At 35.3% G+C, this 23929-nt stretch carries 20 protein-coding genes; 3 read left to right on the forward strand and 17 right to left on the reverse strand.

What is annotated here, in order from left to right; all coding sequences use genetic code 11:
• Nucleotides 1-170: 170 nt before the first annotated feature.
• Nucleotides 171-1499, reverse strand: coding sequence for a hydroxymethylglutaryl-CoA synthase family protein (locus ACNFU2_RS08600; protein WP_273648730.1), 1329 nt, complete (start codon nucleotides 1497-1499; stop codon nucleotides 171-173).
• Between the two features lie 85 nt (nucleotides 1500-1584).
• On the opposite strand from ACNFU2_RS08600, the gene ACNFU2_RS08605 reads away from it, so the two are divergent.
• Nucleotides 1585-2316 carry a class I SAM-dependent methyltransferase gene (locus ACNFU2_RS08605; protein WP_418124650.1) on the forward strand — a complete coding sequence of 244 codons (732 nt, stop codon included), beginning with the start codon at nucleotides 1585-1587 and terminating at the stop codon, nucleotides 2314-2316.
• Nucleotides 2317-2401: 85 nt separating this feature from the next.
• Here the strand turns inward: ACNFU2_RS08605 and ACNFU2_RS08610 are convergent, their stop codons facing one another.
• The 10 genes from ACNFU2_RS08610 to ACNFU2_RS08655 form a co-directional block, all read right to left on the reverse strand.
• Nucleotides 2402-4912 carry a M1 family metallopeptidase gene (locus ACNFU2_RS08610; RefSeq protein WP_418124652.1) on the reverse strand — a complete coding sequence of 837 codons (2511 nt, stop codon included), beginning with the start codon at nucleotides 4910-4912 and terminating at the stop codon, nucleotides 2402-2404.
• A gap of 2 nt (nucleotides 4913-4914) precedes the next feature.
• On the reverse strand, nucleotides 4915-5142 hold the full coding sequence (locus ACNFU2_RS08615; protein ID WP_172279749.1) for a hypothetical protein: 228 nt from the start codon (nucleotides 5140-5142) through the stop codon (nucleotides 4915-4917).
• A 4-nt stretch (nucleotides 5143-5146) separates the two neighbouring features.
• Nucleotides 5147-6466, reverse strand: a complete 1320-nt coding sequence (locus ACNFU2_RS08620) for a serine hydrolase domain-containing protein (RefSeq protein ID WP_306613821.1) — start codon at nucleotides 6464-6466, stop codon at nucleotides 5147-5149.
• A gap of 73 nt (nucleotides 6467-6539) precedes the next feature.
• A complete protein-coding gene (locus ACNFU2_RS08625; protein ID WP_172279753.1) occupies nucleotides 6540-7334 on the reverse strand; it encodes a thymidylate synthase in 795 nt (264 codons plus the stop codon).
• Between the two features lie 166 nt (nucleotides 7335-7500).
• On the reverse strand, nucleotides 7501-8139 hold the full coding sequence (locus ACNFU2_RS08630; RefSeq protein ID WP_273648737.1) for a hypothetical protein: 639 nt from the start codon (nucleotides 8137-8139) through the stop codon (nucleotides 7501-7503).
• 3 nt (nucleotides 8140-8142) lie between these two features.
• Complete coding sequence (locus tag ACNFU2_RS08635) at nucleotides 8143-8583, reverse strand: hypothetical protein (protein WP_172279757.1); 441 nt, start codon at nucleotides 8581-8583, stop codon at nucleotides 8143-8145.
• A 126-nt stretch (nucleotides 8584-8709) separates the two neighbouring features.
• Nucleotides 8710-10056 carry an alpha-amylase family glycosyl hydrolase gene (locus ACNFU2_RS08640; protein WP_273648739.1) on the reverse strand — a complete coding sequence of 449 codons (1347 nt, stop codon included), beginning with the start codon at nucleotides 10054-10056 and terminating at the stop codon, nucleotides 8710-8712.
• Between the two features lie 174 nt (nucleotides 10057-10230).
• Entirely contained in the window at nucleotides 10231-10827 is a 597-nt protein-coding gene (locus ACNFU2_RS08645; RefSeq protein WP_172279762.1) for an IS1096 element passenger TnpR family protein, read from the reverse strand.
• A 133-nt stretch (nucleotides 10828-10960) separates the two neighbouring features.
• Complete coding sequence (locus ACNFU2_RS08650; protein WP_172279764.1) at nucleotides 10961-11992, reverse strand: sensor histidine kinase; 1032 nt, start codon at nucleotides 11990-11992, stop codon at nucleotides 10961-10963.
• Between the two features lie 46 nt (nucleotides 11993-12038).
• A complete protein-coding gene (locus ACNFU2_RS08655) occupies nucleotides 12039-12716 on the reverse strand; it encodes a response regulator (protein WP_172279766.1) in 678 nt (225 codons plus the stop codon).
• Between the two features lie 186 nt (nucleotides 12717-12902).
• On the opposite strand from ACNFU2_RS08655, the gene ACNFU2_RS08660 reads away from it, so the two are divergent.
• Both ACNFU2_RS08660 and ACNFU2_RS08665 read left to right on the forward strand, forming a co-directional pair.
• A complete protein-coding gene (locus ACNFU2_RS08660; RefSeq protein WP_273648742.1) occupies nucleotides 12903-15515 on the forward strand; it encodes an outer membrane beta-barrel protein in 2613 nt (870 codons plus the stop codon).
• A 30-nt stretch (nucleotides 15516-15545) separates the two neighbouring features.
• Entirely contained in the window at nucleotides 15546-16769 is a 1224-nt protein-coding gene (locus ACNFU2_RS08665; protein ID WP_273648744.1) for a hypothetical protein, read from the forward strand.
• 197 nt (nucleotides 16770-16966) lie between these two features.
• Here ACNFU2_RS08665 and ACNFU2_RS08670 read toward each other — a convergent pair whose 3' ends face one another.
• From ACNFU2_RS08670 to ACNFU2_RS08695, 6 genes are all read right to left on the reverse strand, one after another.
• Nucleotides 16967-17491: a hypothetical protein gene (locus ACNFU2_RS08670; protein ID WP_273648746.1), complete on the reverse strand. Its 525-nt coding sequence runs from the start codon at nucleotides 17489-17491 to the stop codon at nucleotides 16967-16969.
• Nucleotides 17492-17776: 285 nt separating this feature from the next.
• A complete protein-coding gene (locus tag ACNFU2_RS08675; RefSeq protein WP_273648748.1) occupies nucleotides 17777-19018 on the reverse strand; it encodes an amidohydrolase in 1242 nt (413 codons plus the stop codon).
• 81 nt (nucleotides 19019-19099) lie between these two features.
• Nucleotides 19100-19945, reverse strand: coding sequence for an AraC family transcriptional regulator (locus tag ACNFU2_RS08680; protein ID WP_273648749.1), 846 nt, complete (start codon nucleotides 19943-19945; stop codon nucleotides 19100-19102).
• 60 nt (nucleotides 19946-20005) lie between these two features.
• Nucleotides 20006-21340 (reverse strand): amidohydrolase, encoded by a 1335-nt coding sequence (locus ACNFU2_RS08685; protein WP_172279778.1) that lies wholly within the window; start codon nucleotides 21338-21340, stop codon nucleotides 20006-20008.
• Between the two features lie 191 nt (nucleotides 21341-21531).
• Nucleotides 21532-22815 (reverse strand): glutamate-1-semialdehyde 2,1-aminomutase, encoded by a 1284-nt coding sequence (hemL, locus tag ACNFU2_RS08690; RefSeq protein ID WP_172279780.1) that lies wholly within the window; start codon nucleotides 22813-22815, stop codon nucleotides 21532-21534.
• Between the two features lie 45 nt (nucleotides 22816-22860).
• Complete coding sequence (locus ACNFU2_RS08695; protein ID WP_418124658.1) at nucleotides 22861-23913, reverse strand: glucosaminidase domain-containing protein; 1053 nt, start codon at nucleotides 23911-23913, stop codon at nucleotides 22861-22863.
• Nucleotides 23914-23929: the final 16 nt, after the last annotated feature.

Genomic DNA, 23929 nt, shown 5'->3' on the forward strand with positions numbered 1-23929 from the left:
AATAAACTTAAAATATTAAAATATTAAATAAAATAAAGACTACTTTAGGCATATTAAAGTAATTTAACACCTATAACACCCCTTCTTTTTCACCAATTTATGTACGTAACAAAAAAAACATCCCATAAAGAGATGTTTTTCATGAATTCGTTTTTTAATTTACTCCTATTTTATTTCTGATATGAATAGTATCTTGCTCCTTTTAGCAATGGATTTTCAAGCTCTACCGATTGCAATCCGAATCCTGCATAATTTTCATTAACAGATTGATCCAGTTGCTTTCTGTGTAATTTTTCATATGTTTCAAAATTAACAGGTGTTCTTTTCTTTAGGTTGTCAAATAAATTCCATTGAGAAACAACAGTCTTCCAGTTTCCGGAAATCTTAGCGGCAAATACCTTGGATTTCGACCCACTTCCATAGCCTAAAAATCCTATTTCCTTACCCTCTAATTCTTCATTTTCATTGTATGATATCTGTAATGCGGAAAGCAAAGCCATAAATATGGAAGCAGTATACATGTTTCCTATTTCAGAGGATGCCCTTTGGGTTCTTTCTATTTTATTATTGATAAATTGCAGATATCCTTTAGATTTAGCCACTGTTTTTTGTTCTTCAGGGGTTTCGTAGCTCAATCCATTTTCCAGGCTATAAATCTCTGTGAATACCCTCTTTCCATGGAAGGCATAAGGCAGGTGGAAAATCAGATATCTCCAATCTTCATAAGGCTTATCCTTACCACTGATTTCTTTATAATGATGATAAGCTTCTCTGATTCGATCCTGATAACATTGGTTAGAATATTGTCCGTCAAAAACCGGCTCATCCGTAAAAACCTCTATCTTATCCGAAAAAGAGGCTGGAGCATCTTTCAGATCTTCTTTTTTGTAGTGACGTCGGGGTTTGAAAAAATCAAAAACACTCTCGGTTGCGACTCCCCATTGATTCTCAATCTCCAAAAGGTTAGGTTGGGAAGAGACCAATAGGGCTACAGCTCCTCCTCCTTGTGTATATTCACCCGATGAAGCCAGCTCGTATTTTGCGTAATCACTCGCTATGACAATTGCTTTTTTTTCAGGGTTTACCCTCACAAAATCCAGGGAATTGTGCAATGCATCGACAGCTCCTACACAAGCAAAGGTCATGTCCACAACATCACAATTTCTAAAGCATCGTTCTCCATATTTTTCTTCTAACACTTTTTCCACCATCTGCATAGCATAAGATGCTGTTGGTTTTGCGGCATCCAAAGCACTTTCAGTTCCAAGATAAATTCTTGCAATATCCTTAGGATTGATGTTATAGTCTTTTATCAGTTTAAGTAACGCTTCAGCAGCAAAAGTAGCTGCATCTTCATGGACATCAGGAAAGCCCATTTTATGTAAACCTAAGCCCTTTTCTAATTTTGCAGGATCAATTCCCCTTACCTCAGCTAAATCTTTAATTTCCAAATACAAAGAAGGCACATGATAGCTAGCTGCCTCTATTCCAAAAGTCATACAGTAAAATTATAAAAGGCAAATTTAGAAATTATTGATAACAACACCCCTAATTTTCAGATTAATATTATTACTTTGCATTCCGATGTACGCTATTGCAAAAAATATTGTAAAAAAAATACTGCCTCAAAAATTTCTTTTTGAAAACGAAATGTTTTTCAGAAAAGCTTTGTATCCCCTTTACAAGGGAAAGGATTATGAATGCAATATCTGCCGTTCCAGACTTAAAGAGTTTGTAAGATTAGAAAACGGAAATCTATTGTGCCCTGTTTGCGGAAGCTTACCAAGATCACGAAGGCTATATAAAATCCTGACTGAAAATTATCTGAAAGAAGGATTTACCGTTTTAGATTTTTCGCCTTCAAGAGCAATCTTCCGTGCTTTAAAACATAAAAAGCAAATCAAGTATTTTCCAACAGATTTTGAAAATGAATTTTTAGCAGATTATCATTTTGATATTACTAAAATTGATGTGGAAGCCGAAAAATTCGACCTTATTATATGCTATCACATTCTTGAGCATATCGAAAATGATGGTGCTGCAATGAAAGAATTACACAGGGTTTTAAAAACAGGTAAAACACTTTTAATTCAGACTCCGTTTAAAGAAGGTGACATCTACGAAAACCCTGAAGTTAAAACATCAGAAGAAAGACTTCAACACTTCGGCCAGAAAGACCATGTACGAATCTATTCCGTTAATGGATTGGTTCAGCGATTAAAAGATTCCGGATTTCAAACAGAGATAAAGACTTATGAAAAAGACACTTATTGGGGCTTTTCTGATCAGGAAACCATTATCTTCTGTACTAAATAGATAAAATTCGTGAAAACCAGGATATTTTTTCTGGTCCGGATAGAAAATATAAAAGGGCTGCTCATACTGAGCAGCCGTTATTTGATTATTTGTAATCCTCTATACTTTTATTCAAGGCATCGATTTGTTTATTAATGCTTGCAGCATTTTGTGGGTTTTGTTTTAAAAGTTCCATTTTTTTACTAAGACCATCTTTCAACATTTGAGAGATCATCATTTTAGCCTGAGGATTCTGAGCGACCTGGCCTTTTGCCTGCGCCAGCAACTTGGTAATGCTTTGTGTTGCCGCAATATTGTCGGAGGTCATGATCCAATTGAAACCTTCTTCTGCAGATTTTCCTAATTCAGGATTCTGGAATTTAATGAATGGATAAAATGCCGCAATAGGAGCTATATTGGCCATTTGTGAGGAAACCTTATTCTTTACGACAATGGGTAATAATTGTGCCAGAAGTTCATCAGAAGCTCCTTTTAAATCGATTTTATCCGCTAATGTACTGGCCTTGGAAGGATCAACAGTAAGTATAGCTGACAGGGAATTACCGCGTACAGAATTAGAAACAGCCCCCACTCCTTTTTCAAAGACCGGAAGATACTTTTTATCTTTTGTTTTTGCTAAAGCAGCAACCGCAGCACCCTGAACTAATGTTTTAGGGTCATTTGTTGCTAGTTTTTCAACGTCAGCAGCCAAAGCTTTTGCTTGCTCAGGGTTCGAAAGATCCATCAGTTCCAAGGCTTTCATTCTTACTCTGAAATAAGGGTCTTTCAAAGCAGCAGACAATAATTTTGTAGCTGCGGGATTTTTACCAACCTGATCTTTAATGGCTTTTAGCGCTGTATATCTGCTCTTAAACTCTTTGGACCCATTGAATTGCATCAGGTTCTGTTCAGGAGTTTTTGTTTCCGTAATTTCTGAAACTAATATTCCGTCAGCATTGATATTAACAAGATCCGGAGTTTTTGAAACATCAAAATTAATTGTATTCTTTGCTTCAGCATTTACCCACACATTATATCTTTTCGGTTTTCCGTTTTCATAAACATCTATTGCCAATGGAAACTGAAAAGGCTGTTCCTGGCTTTGACTGATCACCAAGCTGATCTGTTTTTTAACGGGTTCAAAAGTATAATAATAACTCAATTTGGGATGCCCGCTTCCAAAATACCATTGATTGAAAAACCAATTCAGATCCTTTCCGGAAACCTTTTCAAAAGAAAGTCTTAGCTGATGAGCCTCTCCGTTTTTGTATTCATTCGTTTTCAGATAATCATTCATTCCGGCAAAGAATGCGTCGTCCCCAAGATAGTTCCTCAACATATGAAGGATGCCACCCCCTTTCTGATAAGTTACCAAATCAAAAACATCTTCACGGGAATCATAATTAAAACGAACCAGGTTTTTATTAAAATCAGCCGGATTATGAATGTACATATTCACATCGCTCATCTGATGATAGTCCGCCTGATCTTTACCATATTTATATTCGTTCCATAAGTACTCTGAATAATTGGCAAATGATTCATTTACGGTAAGATTACTCCAGCTTTCCGCAGTTACAAGATCCCCAAACCAGTGGTGGAATAATTCGTGAGCAATTGTATCTTCCCATTTATTTTCGTCAATTAATTGTCCCGGTTTCTGTAAAATATCACTTCCATGCAGTGTTGCTGTCGTATTTTCCATAGCCCCACTTACATAATCCCTTCCGGATATCTGTGCATATTTTGCCCAAGGATAATCGTAACCCATTTTCTTTGAGAAAAATTCGATCATTTCAGGAGTATTTCCATAGATCTGCTTTGCATAAGGTTCATATTCTTTTTCAATATAATAATCCACCGGAATATTCTTCCATTTATCTTTCACGATCGCATAATCCCCCACTCCCATAAAAAACAGATAAGTTGAATGTCTTTTATCCATGACCCAATGATCTGTTCTCAGTCCATTCGCTTCTTTCTGGGAATCCTTTAATAATCCATTAGAAAGAGTCACATATTTTTCAGGAACCGTCATATAAATTTCCTGCGTTGTCTTTTGATTCGGTTTATCAATGGTTGGAAACCAGGCGGAAGAAGATTCGGTTTCACCCTGTGTCCAGATTTGGGTTGGTTTATCCGGATCTTTCCCCTGAGCATTAATGAAATATAAACCTTTTGCATCATTGATGGCTGCACTTCCTTCTTGTTTTACTTCATTTGGACGGGAAGTGTATTTGATGTACACTGTGTAATCCTGATCTTTCTGATATGTTTTATCCAAAGTAATGGTTAACACATCATCTTTATATTCATACTTTAAAGGAGATTTCTTACCATTGTTATCTAAAGCGACTTCATGGATCAGCATACTTTTCGCATCAAGAACCAGCTGATTGGCGGAATAAAAATAAGGTGAAGCGGTAAGCCACTCCTCTCCGTTCATCTGTTCTTTCTGGTAGTCAAAATTGACTTTAAGTTTGGTATGCTTTAGTTCTGTTACTTTAGTGTGTGTGGCCCTGTAGACTTTTTCTCTACCTGAAGTTTCAGTTTGTGCTGATACGTTTGCAGAAAAGAAAATCGCTAGTACCGCAATCGATAAAATGGCTTTTTTCATTATTACTTAGAATTATTTTTAGTTAAAATCTCAAAAATGTCATTGACTAATGTTTCATAATCACCTTTTTTAAGTTGTTCCTTTGTTTTTGCAAAAGCTTTCTTCAACTCGCTTTCAGGGTTTTCTTCATCAATAATTTCAGCAGAATTCACTCCTTTTAATTGTAGAATGGCATTCCTTAGCATTTCGAGATCTGCTTTTTGATCCGTATTTATTTTTATATATTTCATTATATTATTCTTTAATAAATTTCACTTTATTACCTCCCTGCAAAATTAGAAGCTGCCTTTTTGTAACATCAAAATCAATAACAATTCCCGCAGCATCAAACTTAAAACTTGTTTGAGAAGTTGCTTCTAAAGGAAAAGCACCCTGTCCCGTTGCCTGGGCCATTAATACTTTTTCTTTAATGAAAATGGTAATTTTCATCGGCATTTGTGCCGTCGCGTATGTTCCGGTAAATTTTTGAAGCTCACTTTCCGGAAGATTCACTACATTAAAATTCGGAATTTCAAAGCTTTTTCCATAAGCTGCACTTAAAGCGGTGATCGAAATATTATTATTGTCAAAATTACTTTGATTACTGATCATAGCAAAAGTTTTCTCGCCATCAGGGAAGTAATACAATATAGAGCTAAAATGATCTATTCCTCCGTTATGCCCAAAACCTGTTTTTCCCATAAACGGAACTTCGGCCAGGCCAAAACCATAATGGTCTTTAAAATTACGCATTTTATCTAAACTTTCTCTGGAAATCAATTTTCCTGAAGCCAGTGCATTTATAAAAATAATCAATTCTGAAGGAGTAGAAACCAAATTTCCTGCGCCCAAGGGAACAGACATATCCGTTTCGGCACTTCTTACATAATTCCCATTTTCATAAGTGTACGAATGGGCCATGTTTTCTAAAGATTCTATCTTTCCTCCTGCTTTTGTATATTTTAGTTGTAAAGGTTTTGCTATAAACTCTTCAATAAGCTTTGCGTAAGATTTTTTATAAACTTTTTCCAGAATAAAACCCAGCAAAGAATAATTCGAGTTGCTGTAACTGAATTGAACACCAGGTTCAAAATCCGAGCCTGCCTTTTGAATAATATCGATAAGCTTTTCCTTGGAAACAGGTTGTAAATAGTAGGATGCATACAAGGCATCATCAGTGAAATTATGAATCCCGCTTCTATGATTTAAAAGATTTTCTACTTTGATCTTCTCAGCGTTCTTTATTTGAGGAAAGAATTGACTTAATGAAGTGTCCAGTGTTAGCTTTTTATCTTCTACCGCCTTCATGATCAAAACGGCTGTAAAAGTCTTTGTTATGGAACCGATCCTGTAAACCGTATTAAGATCTGCTTTTTTCCTAGCCTCAACATCAGAAAATCCAATCGCATTGGAATAAATTATTTTTCCGTGATCTGCAATGGCAAAACTTCCCATCACCTTGTGCTCGCTATCCAGAGCTTTAAAATAATTGTCCAGTTTTTCCTTATCAATATTCTGGGCAAAACTGAAACTGAAAACTCCGATGGAAACGCAAAGAAATATCTTTTTTAACATACTAATGACATTTCATTAATAGGTCATAAAATATGAAGATTTGTTACATATTCAGTAACGTATGAAAATAGTACTAGATCGCCACAGGAGCCTTAATTCCAGGATGTGGATCATAATTCTCCAATGTAAAATCTTCAAAATTAAAGTCGAAAATATCCTTGATTTCAGGATTTAATTTCATTGTCGGAAGAGGTCTTGGGTCTCTCGAAAGTTGTCTTTGAACCTGTTCGAAATGATTATTATAAATGTGGACATCTCCAAAACTGTGGACGTAATCTCCAACTTCAAGATCGCATACCTGAGCCACCATCATTAACAACAGAGCATAGCTTGCAATATTAAAAGGAACTCCAAGGAATACATCAGCACTTCTCTGATATAGTTGTAAAGACAATTTCCCGTCAGCAACGTAAAATTGAAATAATGCATGGCAAGGTGCTAATGCCATATCAGGAATTTCCGCTACGTTCCACGCAGAAACGATCAATCTTCTGGAATCAGGATTTTTTTTGATCTGATCGATCACTTCTGAGATCTGATCAACCACTTTATTATCGGCACCTCTCCAGCTTCTCCACTGCGCTCCGTAAACAGGACCTAAGTCTCCATTTTCATCTGCCCATTCATCCCAGATGCTCACTCCGTTATCTTTTAAATACTGGATATTGGTGTCTCCTTTTAAGAACCAAAGCAATTCATAAATTATAGATTTCAAATGCACTTTCTTGGTGGTTACCAAGGGAAAACCTTTTGACAAATCATATCTCAGCTGATATCCGAAAACGCTTCTTGTTCCGGTTCCTGTTCTATCAGTTTTATCTGTTCCGTTATCCAGAATATGCTGTAAAAGGTCTAAGTAGTTTTGCATTGTGAAAGTTTAATTATTGTGCTTTTAGTAAATTCTAACAGATGTCAAAGTTAATAAAAAAACAGTTGTGAATTTATTTTTCACACTGTTTAACTTTTATTTTTATCCGGCTTACGATTCCCAGATCTCATGACAGGAAATCAATTTTCAGCCATTCAATAAGTAATTAACGTATAACTACCGCAACATCCTTTGTGTTTCCCTCTACTGATTTGATTTTTCCAAATTTTTTCTTTTCCATTATGGTATCATTCCAATAATCCAGAGTGACATTTCCAAATTTTATAAGTTTTTTATACTTACTCTGATCTATAATTTCTTTTCCACCAAAGTCTATTGATATATCTCCAATCGACTTTAATTTTCCAAACTTACTATCATCTATAATATCATGATCCCAATAATCTATAGACAGATTTCCTATCTTTTTTACCTTTCCGTTCTTTTCCTGATCAAAACGATCCCAGTAATCTATAGCAATATCTCCAATATTTTTTACTTTGCCATCTTTATCTATATCAAACTGATCATAATAGTCAACTTTAGAATTTCCTATTTTTTTTATTTTTCCCATTTTCTCCCGGTCGAAATATTGATCATCATAATAGTCGATATTCCCATTTGAAATGGAGTTAAATCCTGCAATTGATCCGTCATTATTAATGGTAATAATTATACCCCCCATTGTAATATCCACAGATATGAGATCGTAGGATTTCCCAGAAATATTAGCTCTTACCTGAGCCAGCAATAAAGAATTTGATATCAGGAATAAAAAGACGAATAGAATGTATTTTAGTTTCATAGCTTACCAGATATTTTCAATCGTTTGATGAACATTATTGATCTCAAACTTCTCTGCTATTTTCTTGCCAAACATTGCTTTTACTAATGGAGATTCAGCAGAAACGGTCATGATCTTCTGATTTTCAAATGTAATTTCTCCAATTGAAACCGAAACATAAAACAATCCCTTATTCGTTTTTATTAATGCTCCATTTTGAACTTTAAAAGATGGTTCCGTAACTATTTTTTGAATCAGAGCCTGTTGATTCAACACTTCATTGAGCTGCCTTTGAAGATGATTAATTTCCTGTTGCAACATCTCACGGCCAGTTTCATATTTATCTCCCATGGAGCTTTTAGTATCATTATTTGAAGCGCGGGTTTCAGCAATCAGCAATTCAAATTTTTGTGCTCTTTCTGAAAGTTTTTCCTTAATAATATATAGTAGTCCTTCTTTATTCATATGAATTAAATGCCGTTATCCGAATTAAAAAGCGGACCTTGGCCCGCCTGTGTAAGTATTATTTTTTTTTTAAATATAATAAAAATGTTCTTAGATTTTAAGCCAGAATCTCAGAGGCTCTGGTCTTCATTTTTCAAAAACCACATAATCAGAAACTTTAAAATTAAAATCTTTTCCTGTGGTGAAATCCCTTTTTGTACCATCAAAAACGTTTCGGAAAACTCCTGACAGATTTTCATCTTGGATGCTGAAACTTACATCTTCTTTAGACATATTCAATACAACAAGAACTTCATCTTTACCATTTTTCCTGACATAAGCTAAAATTTTGTCATTGGCCGTTGTATTTAAAAGATAAGTTGTTACATGAGTGTCTCCACCTCTTAAGGCAGGATTTGAAGATTTCAAAGCCAGTAAGGTCTTATAAAAATCTGCCACCTGATAATTGGCAGTCCACTCAATAGGATCTTTTTCAAAGAATTCCAATCGTTTCATATTAGGTAATTCCTGTCCGGAATATAACAACGGAACTCCATTCCAGGTCGCCGAAAAAACAGCCATAGGTTTTGTGATGACACCATACTTTTCATATTCTGTTCCGTTCCAGGAGTTTTCATCATGATTGGTCGTGAACCAGGCTCTCATTGAAGCATCTCCAATGTTGGAATATTTCAATAATAAATCTTTCAGATCTTGTAATGGCAGGTTCTTTTTATAATAATCTTCAGATTTATGCATCCAGGTCCACGAGTAACTTGCGTCAAAAATTTTCCCGTATTCTGGATTCTCCAATTCGTCAAATTCGCCTAACCAGAAAAGAGGCTTTAGGGTCTCTACCTCAGGACGGGCCTGCTGCCAGAAATCAACCTCAACCCATGAAGCAAGATCGCACCTGAAACCATCAATATTAGTTTCTTTAACCCAGAACTTCATTGCATCAATCATTTCCTTACGCATCTCCTGATTCTTATAATCAAGTTCGATAATATCATCCATTCCCGATGCAATATGGAATTTTCCATCCGGATCTTTTAAATAAAATTCAGGATGTGTTTTTGTCCAGACATGGTCCCAACCGGTATGGTTCGCCACCCAGTCGATGATTACCTTAAATCCTAATCTGTGGGCTTCATTTACCATGTGCTTAAAATCATCGAGTGTCCCGAATTCAGGATTAACAGACGTATAATCTGCAGCAGCATATGGACTTCCCAAGCTTCCTTTTTTATTTTGCTGAGCAATCGGCGTAACCGGCATAAACCAAAGAACTTTTATTCCCATAGACTTTAAACGGGGCATCTCTTTTTCAAAAGCTCTAAAAGTCCCTTCTTGTGTATATTGCCTTACATTGACTTCATAAATATTTGCAGAGTGTTTCCAATCTTTAGGTAAATCCATAGTCTTATTTGTATTTTGTACAGCACAGGAAACAATTCCCAAGCCAATAATTGCCAAAAAAATTAATTTTTTCATTAATTCCGGTTTTAACAAAAGTAAGGATTGTTTTATGATTAAAAGAGGAAAGATAGAACGGAAAAAGGGTTAAAAGCAAATTTAATTCTACCTTTTCAGCATTTCCGCCTGGCATAATTTACAAAAAAGCCCCGGACATTAATCCAGGGCTCTATATTTTTATTGTGTTACCAATTATCTTTCGTCATCGTTGTCATCATCTTCATCGAATACATCGTCATTGTAGTCTTCTTCTTCCTCATCATCAAAACTGTCGTCTTCATCGGAAAAATTCCCTCCGCTTTCGAAATCGTCATCAAAATTAAATTCATCATCGATAAGAGGCATTGCAGATTTCTTTTTAGATCCACCCCCGTTTCCGCTCTTGCTTGGAGCTTTTAACGGAACGTTTCCAAATCTGTATACTGTTATAGGATAATTAACTCCTTTGGTTTCCTCGATTACTTCAATTAATTCACAGAAGAATTCCCAAAGATCCAGAAGTCCATATTGAAACTGAGCTTTATTTCCTACACTTGCAAAAGCTTCATCAATATAAACATCTGACATAATTTCTCCATCACCGTCATCACTCATATCTTCTAATGGAACACTTTTTACTATCGTACCATCTTCTTCCAATAAATTAAAAGTTGAAAGTTCATCTCCCTGCAAGCTGAACGCACTCTTAATTCCCAGATGTAAATTCCATAGTGTCTGTTTTCCCTTCACTTCGATATCACGGAAAATATCTTCTTTCGCATCTAATATTACGCGGATCTTGTAAACCATATCAGTCTTTAAATTACTTTTTGCCTTTATTTATTATGATAAATTTCTGTTGCAAATATATAATAAATGACATGTCACAAAAAAATATTTCAAGATTTTTTAAAATATTTTTTTTCCTTACATTTTGCCCAGATTATTTACTTTTTTCAAGCATAAAACTGAATTTTGTACCTTCAAGGTACACGCTTTCAACTGTAATATTTTCTTTATGAGCTTCCAAAATATGCTTTACAATAGCCAAACCTAATCCGGAGCCTCCTTCTCTACGATTCCGGCTGGTTTCTACACGGTAAAACCGCTCAAATATCCTCGGAAGAATTTCTGACTTGATTCCCATACCGTTGTCAATAACTTCAATTAAAACTTTATTCTTAAGGACGCTGGTTTTCACTACAACCTTTGCTTCCTGCCTGTTAGCATAGTGAATAGCATTAGAGATCAAATTAATAAAAACCTGTGAGATTTTTTGTTTATCAGCTTCCACAAAGATCTGAGGATGCAGTGTCTGAATTTGTAATGTAGTATTGTGCTTTTCTGCTTCAAGATCAAGCAGGTCAAAAACTTCTTTGATTAAGAGATTAACATCAAATCTCGAAACCGTAAGATTGATTTCTCCGGCCTCAAGCCTGTTAATCATATCCAAATCGGTAACAATAGCAATCAGTCTTTCTACGGATATATCTATTCTTTCAAGATATTTATCGCGAATGGTCAGGTTATCTACTCCCCCATCCCTCAACGTTTCTACATATCCCTGAATTGAAAACAATGGAGTCTTAAGCTCATGAGAAACATTTCCTATGTACTCTTTACGATAGCTTTCCATTTCCTTCATCATATCAATCTCAGAAACTTTTTGCTGATTGAGATCTGAAAATCGCTCTCCTAATTCTTTAATGGTAATATTCTCGTCATTGGTATTTACAATTTCCTGTGGCAGGAGCTGGGAAAGCCCACGAACCTGTTTTTTACCATAGTAATTGAACAGCAGTTCAAGAACGAGGTAGTTCACAATAAATATAACAACGAGACATATGATCAGCCCTATTTTAAAAAACGGTGTTTTATAATAAATATCCTTCAGCGAATCAAAGATGATCACCAATAGAAACATCACCAATGTGATAAGACATGATGCTACAAGAGTAAGCCTGTAAAATTTCAATTTTACAAATTTTTTATGGTTATAAGGTAAAGGTAGGCTATTTCGATTAAACGATCAGTTTATACCCTATTCCTTTTAAAGTCTGAATGGTATTAATTCCTAATTTCTCTCTTAATCTTCTGATATGAACATCAATGGTTCTTTCTCCGACAATCACATCATTTCCCCAGACTTTCTCAAGAATTTCTTCTCTTTTGAAAACTTTTTCCGTATTGGAGGCTAAAAGATACAGCAGATCAAATTCTTTCTTAGGAAGTAAAAACTGCTGCCCGCTTTTAGAAACCCTGAAGTTATCTTTATCAATAATCAAGTCTCCAATTTCAATTAGCTTAGCATTGTCTGACACCTGAGATGTTAGCTGTAATAGGGCATTTACTTTAGAAATAAGGATTTTCGGTTTGATCAGCTTTACAATATAATCATTGGCTCCGGCCTGGAAACCTGCTAACTGAGAAAACTCTTCGCTTCTTGCAGAAAGGAATACAATCAATGATTTTTGAAGTTCCTTTACTTTTCGAAGTTCCTGACAAGTTTCGATACCATCTTTTTCAGGCATCATTACGTCTAGTAAAATTAGATCCGGAACAATTTCTTTGGCTTTTTCTATCCCTTCATTACCATTGGTAGCGGTATAAATATCGTAGCCTTCCTTTTCTAAATTGTAAGACAGAATCTCTAAAATATCGAGTTCATCGTCTATTAAGAGTATTTTCTTTTGGTTCATTTTCAATTTTTACGTGTCAAAGTTAATAATTTTTGTACCATAGAATAACAAATCATCTATCGTTCATATAAAGTTAACAATTATATTGTTTTGTTAATGTTTAGTTAAGGAAAAATTAAATTTAACTAAACCATTAAGACCGATAAACTTTTATTCCTTTGCACCGAAAGAATATAGTAAAATAAAATGAATTTTAGAAAAGCTAGTATAGCGGTTATTTTTTTAACCGCCTCATCGACTGCGTTTTACGCTCAAGATACCAGGCAGGACACCATCAAGAAAGAGAAGAAAATCGAAGGTGTTGTCATCCAGGGAAGTAGCAATAAAAAAACTGAAACTGCTGTATTAGGAGAACAGAAAAAAGCAATTATCCAGAAGCAGGCTGTAAGTGCTGAGGAAATTTCCAGAAAGGGAATTTCTAACGTAGAACAAGGCCTTACAAAGGTAACCGGAATTACTACAGTAGAAGGACGAGGGCTTTTCGTAAGAGGTCTGGAGGAAAGATATAATTATCTTTTAATTAACGGTCTTGGCTCTCCTTCCAATAACCCTTTCCAAAAAATCATTGCATTAAAGCAATTCCCTACCGACGTTGTGGGTAAACTCAATATCTACAAAACATTCAATTCTAACCTTTACGGAGATTTTGCCGGAGCTACTTTTGATATCGAAACTTTAACGATTGATAAGCCCTTTTCGAAAATTGAATTCAGTGTTGGAGTTAATACATTGAGTACATTCAGAGATAACTTTAAAGTGGCTGAGGGTGCAGATGGGATGAATGGATATTTGGGTTTAAATTCCAGAGATAGAAGACTTCCAAATGAAGTAAGAGATTATAGACCAAATACCCATAATTTTACTAAAGATGAATCATTAAATTCATTTAAGGATTCATGGAATGTAAATAATATTAAAACTCTACCAAATACAAGTATAGGTTTTACTACAGTACAAAAGGTAAAAACTGGTGAAACGGGAAATATTGGAATCTTATTTTCTTTGAATCAGGGCTCTAAATATTCATATAAAGAAGGAGATAATAATCAGTTTAGAGATAACGGACAGATTATAGAGGTAAGTAATCTACTCAACAAGAAAAGTTATATCTATGAACTTGAGTCCTCAGCATTGTTGGGAGCAGCGTATAAGAATAGGGGTACAAATATTAACTTAAACGCTATTTATTTACAAAACTCTGCTAATATTATTGAAGATTTTAAAGGTTATAAGAACTTCAGTGTGGAGGACAATCGTTTTTTTAGAACCAATCAACAAGATATTTCCAAATTTCTAAATTTACAATTAACAGCTTCTCAAAAAATCGGGGAACGTCATTTGTTTAAAGCTGGAGGCAGTTACGTTCTTAATAATTACAGCCAACCTGACAGAAAAATATTTGAACTTACTTATCCTCAAGATTTTAGTCATGCTGCATTTTCTTATGGTGGTAACAATTTAATCAGACAATATCTAGATGTTGATGGAAAATTCTATGCGTCAGCTTTTGGTGAGTACTCTGTTTTCCTTGGAGAAAAGGGTGATAAAAAAGAGTTCCCTATGCAATTGTCTGTTGGATATAATGGCTTTTCTGATATCAGAAAAAACTCTTATCGCTTTATTTTTGGTACGCCTAAAGGTACTAACACCCCTGTCTTTATAGATATTGACAGTCCTCAATCTACCTTAGAAAATTCAATTAAAAATGATAAACTATTTTATAAAGAAGACTCTGATGCATATTCCTATTTATCAAATATTTATCAGTTCGTAAATGCAGGATATCTAAATTTTGATTATAAACCAACTGAAAGTTGGGATATTTTAATTGGAGGAAGATTCGAAAATGACATGAGAATTATTCGTTACAACAAACCAGGGGTTTCTGATAGAATTAACCTTACCACGAATAAAAATTATTTTCTTCCTTCCCTTTCCATAAAGAAAGCTTTAGATAGTAAAAACAACTTAAGATTATCATTAAGTAAAACGGTTACTCGTCCTATCTTAATTGAAACAATGCCGATTGAATATATCAATCCGGATAACACAACTGTGAGAGGTAACGAAAATATTAAAAATAGTGAAAACTATAATATTGATTTAAAATGGGAGTATTTCCCATCTAATAAAGAAATGTTTGCAGTAAATCTATTTGCTAAAAGAATTGATAATGCAATTGAAAAGTCTATCGCTCCATCGGGAAATGCAAGTGGTGTAGTTATTACTTATTACAACTCCAAGAAAGCAACGCTTGCTGGAATAGAGCTAGAAGGTATATTAAGTTTAGGTAGAATTTCTGATGCACTTGATAAGTTTACGTTTGGTGCCAATGCAACATTTATGTATTCTGACGTAAAAAGGAGTGAAGAACAATTAAAAACAGAACGACCAAATATTGTTGGATTTACAGACGATCAGCTTCATAAAAGAGGCTTGCAAGGTGCTGCACCTTATACTATAAATGCTGATTTAAAGTATGAGTATAAGAATTCCAAAAATCTTAGCAGTACACTTTCTCTAGTATATAATGTTTCAGGATCAAAAATTTATGCTGTAGGTGGGTCTGGAACTGATAATTATTATGAAAAACCGTTTAATCAGCTGGATTTTGTTTACCAAAATCAAATTGATAAAAACTGGAATATAAAATTCCGAGTTCAAAATATCCTAAACAGTAAATATCGTGTTGAGTTAGGAGATGATAATTACTATACACTAAGAACAAACGATAACTATTCTCTAAACAATTATTTCAACGGAGTCAATTTTAACTTTACAGTTGGCTACACATTTTAAAAAATTATAAAAATTAAATCTTACTATAAAATGAAAAAGAATCTTTTAACTTTATTTTCCTTAGCTATAGCTTTGAGTGTAACATTGACTTCATGTACCATAGATATTAACGATGGGGACAACGGTAACGGAACAATAACAAATCCTGGCACCACTGAAAGTGTACTAAGTGGTAGCGGAACCCTTTCAGGTACAATTACAAAAGATATATTAATTAAGAAAGGAACTTATATTCTTGATGGTGTTGTGAAAATAACAAATGGTGCAACTATTACCATTGAGCCTGGTGCTGTTTTCAATGCTGTAACTACAAAATCAAGTAGCTTGGTAGTATTACAAGATGGTAAAATAAATGCTGTAGGAACTGCAAGTGAGCCAATTGTATTTACAACTACAAATAAGCAGCCTGGGGATTGGGGTGGAATTACATTATATGGAAATGCCCCAATTAAAGCAGTTAATGGGTTATCTCAAGCATTATCTGAAGATGGAAATAGTGTTTATTATGGAGGAAATGATGCAAACCATAATTCTGGAACAATGAAATTCGTTCGTGTAGAATATGGAGGAAAGAAAATTAATGATGGTACTTCAGAAACCAATTCTATGACATTCTATGCTGTAGGAGCTGGAACTACATTAGAAAATCTTGTAACTTACAAAGGAACAGATGACGGGTATGAATTCTTCGGAGGGACTGTAAGTGCTAAAAATATTGTTTCTTATGGCAACTTCGATGATTCATTTGACTGGCAAGATGCATGGAGCGGACAAAATAACACAAACTGGTATGCTTTCCAAACGGGTACAGGAAATTTCGGAATGGAGATTGAAGCTTCTGCAAACGTTGATAATATTGCACCAAAAATCTCTAATATAACTTTAATCAGAGATGCAAATACAAATCCAGAGGTTGCAGGTTCAGTAGAAATTTCTGCTATCCAATTTAAGAGACAAGGAACTGGTATTTTCTCTAACGTTTATATTAGCGGATACAAAAACTTAGGTGGTAAAAGTGCTTACTCAGTTCTTATACAAGATGCTGCAACTGAAACAAATCAAGTAAATACAGGAAAAGTAGTAGTTGCACCTATGACCTATCTTAACTCTGATAACGCTGGAGTTTGGGGATATGCATATAATCCAAACGGTGGAAAAACTTTCACAAACGCAACAACAGTTACAAAAGTTACATTGGTACCAGGAGCTTGGGCTACGGTAGATGGTGTTAACCTTTTAGCTGGATTACAATAAGCAAGTAATAGTTTCTCATATCACATTAAAAGCCATCAGAGAGTTTTCTGATGGCTTTTTTAATTTATTACACAAAATAGGCATTGAAAATCTTCAATACCTTTTATATAATTCTGTTTTCTAGGAAATCACAAAGATATATCCTAACATGTTTACATTAGTAAAGTTTGGTCATAGTTAATTAGTTTCGTTGTTGATCAGATCGTAAAAAAATCTTTTGGAATTACTTCTTTCATTTCCTTTGTCTTGAGCAGTCGGTTTTGTCCATAATGCTCTATGGAAATCACCTTCTTCAAATCACTTTTAGTAATTTTAGGTTCCAGAAGTAAGGAGTAAAATTTTGCAATGTCTACCCTTAAACTTTCAGTCTCTATGCTGTATTTTTCTTCACCCGACTTAAGACATTGATCAAATAATTTTAGCAGCTGATGAAAATGAATCAATTCTTCTTTTGAAAGAGTCGTTTTTTTGTTGAAAAGCTTAAATTTACCTTTATTGTTCCTGGTCTCTTCCTGGGCAGGAAAGTCGTTAAAATCCCCATCGGGAACATTCAACTTAATCTTCAGATAGCTAATCATTTGTTCAGGGGATATTCTTTCCTGATAGTAATCGTGGAGTTCTTTAAGGGAAGTCCACCTGCTTCTATCAAGTGATAAATCCACTTGTCGCAGAAAAGCATAGAAGAAAAGAATTTGTTTGTAATCTACTTCTAATTCATTCATAATATACAGTAATTTATAAGGGCTTTCCCCCTATTAGTAATAATGTTGGGAAAGTAAAAAAATAGTTTTTCGTAAAAATATTTGTGTGTAAGGTGTGTATTGTATACTGCAAAAGTACACGGTAATGACAATGCGAATTTATTTCATTATTAAATAATAAACATATATTCTTATGTAAAATTAATATTAAAATTACCTTAACTGTATTTTTTTCAACATAAAATAAAAACACCAAAGTAAATTACAATGGTGCCCGGTTACAAAAACAAGTATTAAAAAATTATATTAAAACTCTTTCCAGAGTAAATGATCCTGGATCAGTAATCCCTCTATTTTAGGGACTCTTGCTACAGCTTCTGCAGAACAGCTCGCATTTAAAAAGACAGCATTTGCCTGGTCTCCTGCTTTTGGCCACTGCATTTCTCCTTTTTCATTTAGAGGAAAAACATTTCTCGTCGCAAATCCTAAAGTCCTTGAAAGTTCAAATTCTGTCTCATATCCATATAACTCAGCAATCAAATTAGCCTTCTGAAGCATATTTCCGGATCCGAAAGTGCTCCAGTGATCCTGGACATTATCATTTCCTACCAGAATATTCACTCCATATTTTTTGAACGCTGGAACAGGCATAATTGTTCCTCTGAAAGGAATAGAAGAGGCTACTCCCACCTTAGCATTCGCAAGTCTTTCAGCGATTTCATTTGTTTCCTTTAAAGATAAATGCCCCAGGGCAAAAGCATGGCTGATGAAAGTTTTTTCCTTGAGAACCGGATTTTCAATAACCTTATCGATCAGATAACTGATGGTTTTCATCCCCGATTCACCTATTTCATGCAAATGAATATCAATTCCTTTCTCATAATCCAGCGCCAACTGAACGGTGAAATCAATTACCTTTTCAATATTCCCATCAATTGAATAGGGGTCTAAGCCACCTATAAAGCTTACACTTTTTAAGGCAGCCGCTTCTTTCATCAGGTGAGCCGAATCGGTATAATACAATCCATGTTGAGGGAAAGCCACCAGTTCAGCACTGAAAAAATCTTTTTTATGTTCTAATGCTTTTTCTAAGTTTTCCAGGGATTGTAATCCTGAAGTAGGATCGACATTAAAATGAGTCCTCGCAAAAGTGGTTCCGTAAGACTGCAATAAAGAGATCAGCTCTCCTCCTCTTTCAACCGATGTCTTTAAAAGCTCAGGAATGATTTCCTGTTCATAAGCAATCATGTCTTTCACTGTTTTTCTTTTCGGCGATATTGCCTGCCATGGAAGTCCATATAAAGTTTTGTCCAGATGGATATGCATGTCACTAAATGCAGGGAGCATCAGTTTGCCATTTACATCAATCCCACCGGAATGTGCATCACCAGGTAGGATATTTTTTATTGTTCCTTTTTCAATTTCAACACAAAACAAATCCGTTTTTGTTCTGATAACGTCTTTCTCATCGTAATCGAATCCGGTTTCCAGGCGGACGTTTTTCAACAGATAGTTTCCGGAGGCAATAACCTTATAGTCTGGCTGCATACTTCTCATTTTATGATAACAAAGTTAAGCCCACCATTTCTAAAACAGGTGTACCAATTATATGATGCTTTGTACGGATTATTACTCTTTAAATTGTGAAGGTGTCATTCCGGTTTGAGCCTTGAAAAATTTTGAAAAACTGGCGTGATCATAAAACCCAAGATCATATACAATATCTTTTACAGACATTGCAGACACTTTCAGCAGACGCTTGGCCTCAAGCAAAATGCGATCCTGGATCAACGAGGAAGCCGATCTATTCAGGTTCTTTCTGCATATTATATTTAAATAGTTGGCAGAGATATTTAATTTTTCCGCATAAAAAGAAACTGAACGTTCTTCTTTAAAATATTGGTCAATAAATGACAAAAATTTAGATATTACGGGATTGGAATTAAAAATTTCAAAATCATTAAAAGCTCCTTCTACTGATTTACTGATCAGCAAACCAATCACTTCTCCTCTTTTTTGAATCAGTTCCCAAAATACAGGCTTATTATTTAAAGAATCTTTAATAGCCTTAAATTCGTACAAAAGCTGCTGAAAGATTTCCTCAGAGACATCAATCACGGGATGATTCTGATAATAAGATGCTGAAAACCGTAATACCGGAAGAAAATTTTCAAACCATTCACGGCTGATCATCAGCTGATATCCTATTGTCTCTTTCTCTATCACCCATTGATGGACCTGTCCGGGAAAAACCAGGTGAATCTGACTATTTTCAACTTTGTACCCCACAAAATCAATTGTATGAAAACCTTTACCTATTTTAAAAAGGTTAATAATGAAAAAATCATGCTTATGAGGCTCATCGATTGATCTTTCACCATACAGCTCATTAAACAAAAGATGACAACCTTTTGACTGGTCCTCACTGAATTCATGAATACCTAAGACGGGAAAATAATCTGACTGATGGCTCATTCCGCTTTTAATTTACTCTCTAAAATAAGTAAATTCTGCCAGAATAGATCACAACCTCTATCAAAAAACAATCGTACCCTGATGAACGAGAGATTCGATATGGGAAATTCTTGAAACCGCCTCAGCAGAACAGCTCGCATTTACAAACACCATATTGGCATCATCCCCTTTTTTAGGCCACTGCTGATTTCCGTTATCATCCAGCGGAAGTACATTTCCTGTTGCCAGTTTTAAACTCCTTGATAGTAAAAATTCTGTTGAATATCCATACAATTGCGCCATCAGATTTGCTTTCTGCAATACGCTTCCTGAGCCGAAAGTATTCCAGTGATCAACAATACTGTCATTACCCGTCAGAACTGTTACACCATATTGATACAATAATGGAATCGGCATAACAAGGCCTCCGAAAGGAATGGTAGAAACAATTCCTATTTTAGCGGCAGCCAGCTTTTCTGCAATTGCTTCCTGTTTTGGTTTTTCAAGCTTCCCCAAGACAAAGCAGTGGCTCAAATAGGTTCTTCCTTTGAGAGATGGGTTTTCATTCACTTTATTAATAAGATACTCTACTGTTTTTAAGCCGGATTCTCCGGACTCGTGCAAATGAATATCAATTCCTTTGTCGTGATCCAAGGCAAGCTGAACTGTAAAATCAATTGTTTTTTCAATAGCTCCGTCAATCGTATAAGGATCTACCCCTCCTATAAAATCAATATCCATAGCAGCTACTTCTTTAAGATAAGGCACCGAATCCGTATAAAAAACACCATGCTGAGGAAAAGCAACCAACTCCGCTCCAAATGTTTTCTTTTTATTCTCCAATGCTCTTTGAAGGTTTTTCAGGGAATCCAGTTTGGATGTAGGCTCAATATTGACATGGCTTCGCGCAAAAGAAGTTCCTTTAGATTGTAAGAGCTCAATCATTTTTTCTGCTTTAAAAGCTGAATTCTTCAACATTTCCGGAAGTATCTTCTGCTCCAGGGCAATCATTCCCTTTACTCCGCCTGTTCTTTTCCTTACAGCCTGCCAATGATCTCCATAATATGTTTTGTCTAAATGAATATGCATATCTTTAAATGCAGGCAGCATTAAAAATCCCTTTGCATCAATCGCTTTAGCATTAGGCTGGTTTGGAGTAATGCTTTTTATTTTTCCATTTTCTATATCAACACAAAACAGATGGGTCTGCGTAGAAATCACCTCCCCTTCTTGATATTGAAAACCGGTTTCCAACCGAACATTTTTAAAGCTCAGTTTTCCATTACTTAAAGTTTCATTTTCAAAAAGCAGGCTTGCAGCATTCATTGTTCCGGATGTTAATGTTGTTAAACCTGCCATTGCCAAGGCAGAGCTTTTAATGAAGTCTTTACGGGTTATATTGCCTGAGGTGTTCATATCCAATCTATTTATTACAAAAATAAATATAACAGAGATGAAGGACAGGTATAGTTTATAACAATGTCTGTACAATTTATTGTGAAACTCATTTTGCGGAAAATTTTATGTATACCGGTATCTGGTGTATTTAAAAACAAAAAGGACAAGATTGATAAATCCTGTCCTTTTTTATTTTTGTTTCTATTGAGTTAAGAATACTCAAATTTCCTTACAGCTTCCAGCGTCATATCGATTTCCTTCTCTTTGATCGCATCACTGATAAAATACGTTTCATAACCGCTTGGCGGAAGGTAAATTCCATTGGTTAGCATTTGATGGAAAAAGTTATTGAACAAGGAATGATTCGCTTCCTGCGCTTCATCAAAGTTTGACACTCTGTTGATATGAAAGAAAACAGACATCATAGAACCTTTTCTGTTGATTTTATGAGCAATCCCTTTTTCATTTAAAATTTTTCCAATTTCAAAATCTAAAGTTTCCGTAGTTCTATTAATTCTTTCAAAAAAGTTCGGATCATTTTTAATCAGCTGAAGTGTTTTTAATCCGGCTCTCATAGCTAAAGGATTTCCGCTCAGTGTTCCAGCCTGATACACTCCTCCTTTCGGAGCCAGGTGATCCATGATCTCATTTCTTCCCGCAAAGGCTCCTACAGGAAGTCCTCCTCCGATTACTTTTCCGTAGGTAACCAGATCTGCTTTTACATTGAACAACTCCTGAGCACCGCCAAAAGCTAATCTGAAGCCGGTCATTACCTCATCAAAAATTAATAAAGCTCCATTTTCATCACAAATTTTTCTTAAATTCTGTAGGAAATTATTTTCAGGTAAAACACATCCCATATTTCCGGCAACCGGTTCTATGATTACGGCAGCTATTTCTCCCTGGTTATGACGGAACAGATCTTCTACCTGCTCAAAATCATTGTAGCGGGCCAAAAGAGTATCTTTAGCAGTTCCCTGAGTTACACCGGGTGAATTTGGGTTACCAAAAGTAGCAGCTCCACTTCCGGCTTTGATCAAAAATGAATCTGAATGTCCGTGATAGCATCCTTCAAATTTTACAATCTTATCTCTTCCCGTGTATCCTCTTGCCAGCCTGATTGCACTCATACAAGCTTCAGTTCCAGAAGAAACCATCCTGATCTGATCAATGTTCGGAACATTTTCTACGATGAATTTTGCAATTTCCGTTTCCAGCTCTGTAGGAGCACCAAAGGAAAAACCTTTTTCTGCCTGTAATTTAAGTTCTTCCAATACCTCAGGATGGGTGTGTCCAAGAATAGCGGGTCCCCATGAATTAATGTAATCCACATAGGTGTTGTTATCCTCATCTGTAAGATATGCACCTTTTGCAGACTTCATAAAAACGGGAACACCTCCCACTGATTTGAATGCCCGTACCGGAGAATTTACTCCGCCCGGAATGTATTGATATGCTTCATTGAATAAAGCTGAACTTCTTTGATATCTCATGTTACGTAAAGAAATGCGCCTCTCGGCGCATATATATTTTATTATTTAATTTCTCGGCTTTTTATCTATCAGATAAATCAACTGTCCAGGCGAAGGTTGTTGTCCTTCATCCATTCTGTTTTTTACGTATAGCTTGTGTAGTTTGATCCCGAATTTCTGCGCGATGTCGTGCATATCTTCACCAGACTCGGCTTTATACACGGCCGTATTTCCTGTGGAATTTTTAGATTCAAGAAATACGATATCATTTTTCTTTAAAGCAGTTCCTTCTAATTCGTTCCATTTGATCAATCTGCCTTCGCTAACCTTAAATTTGTTGGCAATGTATTTTACATCTGTATCCTCTGGAATAACGATATATTTCAGTCCGTCATTAGGATGGCTTTTTATCAGTATAGAATTAAGGATTTCAGCTTTTGTTTTAATTCTTTCTACCCTTTTCTGCTGTTGTGCATAAGAAGTCTGTTTATAAGGTACATTCACTGTAACAGGATCTTTTTTTGCGACTTTAGAAGGTTCTAATTGTGCCATGAAAGTTCTGTCATCCTTAAGGTTCGGATATAAGCTTAGTACGGCATAAAGAACCTCTTTGGAATTGGTATTGTCAAACTCATACAGTTTATATCTTTCAATTTTACCAATAAGAATGGAAGCATAACGCGGATTGGTTGCATATCCTGCTTTTTTTAATCCGTACGCCCATGCTCTGTAATCTTTCATATCCAGCTTGAAAAGATTGGTGTAGTACTTTCTTGTTGAAAGGAATATGGAATGATCTTCATAAGACTGCCTTGGATCTTCATACACACGGAAACATTCGTTCGGAGCATCATCCGTATGCTTCATTGTTTTCCCTGTCCAGTCTTCTTTGCATTTTATCCCAAAATGATTTTTCCCTTCCAGAGCCAATCTGCTTTGCCCTCCCCCTGTTTCCAGAAGCCCCTGAGCAAGCGTAATAGAAGCAGGAATTTTATATTTTTCCATTTCTTCTACTGCATATTGTGCAAATTTCTGGATGTATTGGTCTTCAGTAGCCCAGGTCTGAGCTGAGAATTTTGATAAAACTAAAAGGCTTACGAGTAAGAAAAGTCTTTTCATGTTTTTCAATTTTTAC

Origin of the sequence: Chryseobacterium sp. PTM-20240506 (assembly GCF_048296755.1) — a bacterium.
Classification (GTDB): Bacteria; Bacteroidota; Bacteroidia; order Flavobacteriales; family Weeksellaceae; genus Chryseobacterium; species Chryseobacterium proteolyticum.